Source organism: Okeania hirsuta, from assembly GCF_003838195.1.
Taxonomy (GTDB): Bacteria; Cyanobacteriota; Cyanobacteriia; order Cyanobacteriales; family Microcoleaceae; genus Okeania; species Okeania hirsuta.
Window position 1 is genome coordinate 1 of the sequence record NZ_RCBY01000369.1, and the last position, 5,085, is coordinate 5,085.

Below are 5,085 nucleotides of genomic sequence, written 5' to 3' on the forward strand. Positions count from 1 at the left end.
ATACCCGCCAAGCGAGCCATGCCATATGGAGGGTCATCCGTTACTCCATCTTCATTTCCATCTTCGTCTGTGACCTCTTCTTCCTCTTCTCCCTCATCGTCGGCTGCATCATCATCTACATCATCCCCACAAAGGTCATTCGTGTTCAAACGAATATAGGTGCGACATAGGTCGTAATTGGGGCCTCCGACAGTTCCATTCGGGTTGTTCTTGATAAGGATTATCTGCGTTATCCCAAACATAGATCTCTACTTCCACTTCACTGCCATCATCGCAAGTGAATACGATGCCTGTACTATCTCTGTTGGGGGTTTCTCCTACGCGATTGATGGAGTAGGAAATAGGACCAGAACAATCGTCATCGTATTGATCAATAATGAAATCTACTGCCCAGATTTCCATGGCTCCCGGATCAATATCGCCATCACCATCGATATCTACGTTGGCCTCCAAAGGCATTAAGCTAGAGGAGAGGCCGTGTATACATACGATGGATGGAGGATCACAGTCTACTACTTCTACTGGAACCCTCACTGCTGAAGAGGTGCCACAGCCGTCCTTTACGTGGATTTCATAGCTGTGATTACCCAAGGCAAATATTGCTTGATCGTGAAGTTGGGATAACTCCCGCTTAGTACTTCGTCGGCGATGTTATTAGCGTTGGTAAAAGGCACTGGAACATTGTTTTCAAATAAGAAAACCTTCACAGTAGCAGTGGCCGCTACATTCATCAGATACGCTGAAGGAAAAATTCCACACGGCCGGGGCAACCTTCTCCTTGATCTTCACTGTAGCTACAGAAAGGATCTGGATCAGTTACATCTACCACTTGGTGGAATATTATCCATTACTTTCAAGTGTTGGGTGTATTGATAGAAGCCCTTGCTCTGATAATAATGGGAGCTGCTGGTAAGCCAGATTTTCCGCCAAAACCCCTTTTGACCCATATGGCCACAACTGATATCCTGTTCTTCAACAGAAGGATAGTAATCGTTTTCATTAGAGGTCCTGTCGATGTAGATTTTGTTATCTGGTCGGCGAATCACCCAGACTGCCTCGTCTCCTGGCACATCATCACAATCCTCATCGCGGCTAATCACGATAGGATCAGAGTGGCCATCATATTCACACCAGTTGATTACCCGATAGGTTCTCAAGATTTTGTAGCAGGCTTCACTGCCAGTCTGGAACTTTAAATCCTGGGTACTAACTGCCAAGAGGTCACAGCTTAATTCGTCAAACTGGATATCCTCTGCCTCCGGCTCTTCGCAATTTGCAACGGCGTCGGGCGGAAGCGGACCACATACTCATGAGAGGGCGTGATCGTGATAGTCTGTTCGCAATTGACCTCCGTAGGGCTACCCAACCACTGGATTGGTAATAAGCCTTGAAACGTCGATTGATGGTGCCTACACCACAATTGTCCAAATAGAGTTCGGGATCTAGTTCGTGCCAGTTTTGGTTGTCGCAATGGTAGTATCCATTGGGCTTGCCAAATAAATCCTCCAATAGGTCCCAATCATGTGGATCAAAGCCAGCAGGCAAATCATCACAGCTAGTAACGACATCATGTGGGATACTGCAACATGGATCATACGATTCTTCTGCTGCTAAAGAGAAAGGAGAGAAAAAGCAGAAGAATAGCACTGCACTTGTGTAAGCCCTAACATAAGAAGAAGGGGCGGCGTACATTTTCATAGGTTCAGCTTTGGTATTTATGTTTTAAGAATTATAGAGGGCCTGCAGCAATAATATTGCTGTAAGCTAATCGCTTCTAGTGTATCAGACAGATGTGTGTATCTATTGGGCGATGAGAAGAAGCTCTGCCGTTAAAGCAAGGTATTCATGGGAAGGCTTCAACTACAATTGATTTGGCGATTGTGTATGCTACAATTAGGAGGGTCCAACAAATTTATAAAATACTAATAAGATTTTCAAAGATTTTAAGGAGATGTTGGAATGGGACGGAAAAGATGGGATGGAGCAAAAAAAAAGTTGCCAGGATTTTGCTCAAAGAGCAAGCCTGACAACCGTTCCCCCTTACTTAAAAATTAAGTAATTATGTTATGGTAACATATTCCTTACAAAAATCCAAAATATTTCGGTAATATCTTAATTCTCGGTAGATAAAGAATGAAAAAGCCGGCTAATCCTTTCTTTATCCGGTATTTGGAAAATCGCTTTTGTCCAAAAAAGCATGTCCTCATTTTTCTTCTGTAAGTAAGTAAGAGGTTACCGAATAGGATACAAGATCTTTCTCCGGTAACCGTTCCCCCTTACTTTAAAAACTTCTAATCTTGAATTATACTAATTGGTTTTTAAGGAGCCTCGGCAAATGGCCAAGACATCCAAAGCAATCTTATGTTTGAATCTGTGACTTATGGCCTATCAGCAAAGTGCCTGGAATTCCAACCCATAAAGGATTAGGCAGCACTTGACTTTTAGGAACTATGAAGGACGGTAAAATAGTAGAACTATAATGACGGGGAGAAAGAAGCTGCGGGATCCGCAGTCTTGAGAAGAGGGTAGTAGTTGTTATCTACAACACCTCTTTTTGGGAATTATAGGATTTCAAGAGAGTCTATAAGCTCAGAGCGATAGGCCCTGCCTATGGGTACATTGACATCATTTGAGGCAAAGGCTGTTGCTGCCTAGATCAATTTTATTGACCTCTTTTAGCTGTACGATGTAACTCTTATGAATTCGCAGAAATTCATTGTTAGGCAAGCGATCCATCAGGCGGGTAAGAGAGAGTTTAATGGCATATTTTTTTTGTTCAGTAAACAGGTAGCAATAGTTGCCATCGGCATGAATGTATCGGATATCCTTAACCTTAACTCGTACCAATACATTTTGAGATCTGACGAAGAATGACTTTTGGTTGTTCTGAGGGTTTAGTGCTTCCACGGAGGGACGCCTAGCGCCCGGGTTGAGTACGGCTACCATCAATAAGCGTGTTTAAGTTGGTGAGTAAAAGATTGAGTGTTCATTTGTTCATAGTACAACCTTCTGACGTGGGATATTTCCTAAGTCACAACTAAAACAAAAAAAAGATTATTTTTTTCTCGGAAGGAGATCTTCTAAGGGCTAAGGACTACTTTTTCTTTCCGTTGAATCTGGCCATCTCTCATGTAAACCAAGCTGATATTATCTCCTGGTCGATAGAGCGCTACCTGCTCCTGTAATTCAGGTACGGTAGGGGTGGGAACATCATTTACTTTCAGAATCACATCTCCTTTCTGCAGGCCGGCATAAAAGGCGGTGCCGCCAGGCGTGACACTTTGGATGAATACACCTTCTACCTGAGATAAGCCCAATTCGAAAGCTATTTCATCAGTGACATCAAATATATTGACGCCGAGAATGGCACGTTGTACTTGACCATATGCTCTAAGGTCCGTAATGACTTTTCCGGACCAGGTTGGAAGGAATGGCAAAGGAATAACCTTCAGAAACACCCGATTCAGTTAAGATAGCGGTATTGATTCCTACAAGCTCTCCTTCAGCATTAATCAAGGCACCACCACTATTTCCCGGATTTACAACGGCATCGGTCTGAATAAAGCTTTCGATAGAATATTCATCTCCTAGGATGTTGATGTTTCTTGCTTTGGCACTAACAATTCCTGCAGTTACTGTAGAGTTTAGGTTGAAAGGATGTCCGATAGCGAGGACCCACTCCCCAACATCCAGTTCATCACTATTGCCTAAGGGCAAGGTCCTGAGGTTTTGGCTATTGATTTTGATCAGCGCCAGGTCAGTCTGCGTATCCATGCCGACTACCTCTGCGTCGTATTTTCTTTTGTTATGTAGAGTAATACGTAGGGTGGTGGCATCTTCTATCACGTGATGATTGGTAACAATATAGCCATCAGGTGAAACCATCACGCCAGAACCCGAACTAATCTTATAAATTAGTGGCGCTGAGGCCGGTGATGTTTACCACTGACGGCATAACTCGATTACAATCAGACTAAAATCCTTTGTATAAAAGGGAGAGGCTTGACCTCTATCCGCCGTTAAAATTGTCGATTCCTTTACCTGTGAGCTTACTGGAATTGGCACCTCTTCTATCTGAGTGACCTTCACAGGATAGTAGGTGGAGAATAGGAGAAAGAAATCAAGGAAGCAAAAAAAGCTACCAATAAATGAGACCAAAGTGACTTCATAATATGTTAATCAACGATCAGCGGATGATTGGTGCCCCAACAAGGCGTCAGGGATATCAAAAGCCTCTACTAGTGCCTGTGCCTGATGTCTTGTTTGAAGACAAAGATCATCTACCAGTCCACGAATCGCCTTTGATTTTGCTCCACTAATATATTCTTTTTCTAAATACCAACCACTATGTTTTTCAATTGTATGTAGGGCATACAACTGACATAGTTGTTGTAAAGCAGAATAAGTTGATTCTTCTTTTTGAGTTTCTAGTACCGTGGTAAACTGCTCTAAAACAGTACGCTCTACGAATGCTTCTGCCAAGGCAATCATATGCTGCTGGCAATTCAGGGCAGCTTGGTAAGCACTGAGCCCCGATTTAATCATCGAACGCATTCGCTGAGACAGGGAATAAAGTAGATTGCTCTCCCGGTACCGAAAAGCACTTACTGAAAATCACTGGACAAGAGATGCTGCCGATCGGTATTTCTGATGATTATGGGATTCAACTCCGATATAGCCGTCCCAATTCTACCACCTAAGAAACGCAGCAATCCCCAAGTGCCTTCCTCATGAAACTGATTCTTGAAGCTGGTCAATACTCCTTTCGCTACTAATTGCATCAAGACGGTATTGTCTCCTTCAAAAGTTGTGAAAATCTCCGTATCGGCTTTAAGTGCAGCAAATCGGTTTTCCGCTAGATAGCCTTTACCACCACAAGCCTCTCTACATTCCTGAATAGTGGCGGTAGTAAACCAAGTACTATACGCTTTTAGCCCGGCAGCCAAGGTTTCAATCTCACGCATATCTTCACCTTCGTGTTCACTGAAACGCTGTGTGAGATATTCCAGACCAAAATGTAGCGCATAAGTTTTCGCCAATAATGGCATGAGTCTTCGTTGGTGACTTGGGTAATCCAGAATTAAG

The 5,085-nt window shown here is 43.2% G+C and carries 6 protein-coding genes and 1 pseudogene; all 7 read right to left on the bottom strand.

Translation table 11 applies throughout. The annotated features are described in order from the left end of the window. Positions 1–135: 135 nt before the first annotated feature. A complete protein-coding gene (locus D5R40_RS30280; protein ID WP_124155680.1) occupies positions 136–591 on the bottom strand; it encodes a hypothetical protein in 456 nt (151 codons plus the stop codon). A 221-nt stretch (positions 592–812) separates the two neighbouring features. Next, complete coding sequence (locus D5R40_RS36485; RefSeq protein WP_124155681.1) at positions 813–1,070, bottom strand: hypothetical protein; 258 nt, start codon at positions 1,068–1,070, stop codon at positions 813–815. A gap of 1,555 nt (positions 1,071–2,625) precedes the next feature. After that, the gene (locus tag D5R40_RS43060) at positions 2,626–2,946 is read right to left on the bottom strand and encodes a LytR/AlgR family response regulator transcription factor (protein WP_124155682.1); all 321 of its coding nucleotides are present in this window, start codon (positions 2,944–2,946) and stop codon (positions 2,626–2,628) included. A 134-nt stretch (positions 2,947–3,080) separates the two neighbouring features. After that, positions 3,081–3,458 carry a S1C family serine protease gene (locus D5R40_RS38330; protein ID WP_240041684.1) on the bottom strand — a complete coding sequence of 126 codons (378 nt, stop codon included), beginning with the start codon at positions 3,456–3,458 and terminating at the stop codon, positions 3,081–3,083. Then, a pseudogene (locus D5R40_RS38335) lies at positions 3,391–3,918 on the bottom strand (S1C family serine protease); the annotation flags it as partial. The gene D5R40_RS38330 and the pseudogene D5R40_RS38335, both read right to left, overlap by 68 nt. A 261-nt stretch (positions 3,919–4,179) precedes the next feature. Beyond that, positions 4,180–4,554 carry an acyl-CoA dehydrogenase gene (locus D5R40_RS30300; protein ID WP_240041686.1) on the bottom strand — a complete coding sequence of 125 codons (375 nt, stop codon included), beginning with the start codon at positions 4,552–4,554 and terminating at the stop codon, positions 4,180–4,182. A gap of 50 nt (positions 4,555–4,604) precedes the next feature. Beyond that, positions 4,605–5,085: acyl-CoA dehydrogenase family protein (locus D5R40_RS30305; protein ID WP_205127750.1), on the bottom strand; the 481-nt coding region annotated here is incomplete at its 5' end.

What these genes read in the sequence shown, in the direction of transcription:
- D5R40_RS30300 (WP_240041686.1), bottom strand. Translation starts at nt 4,554, where the DNA reads ATGCGTTCGATGATTAAATCGGGGCTCAGTGCTTACCAAGCTGCCCTG.
- D5R40_RS43060 (WP_124155682.1), bottom strand. Translation starts at nt 2,946, where the DNA reads ATGGTAGCCGTACTCAACCCGGGCGCTAGGCGTCCCTCCGTGGAAGCA.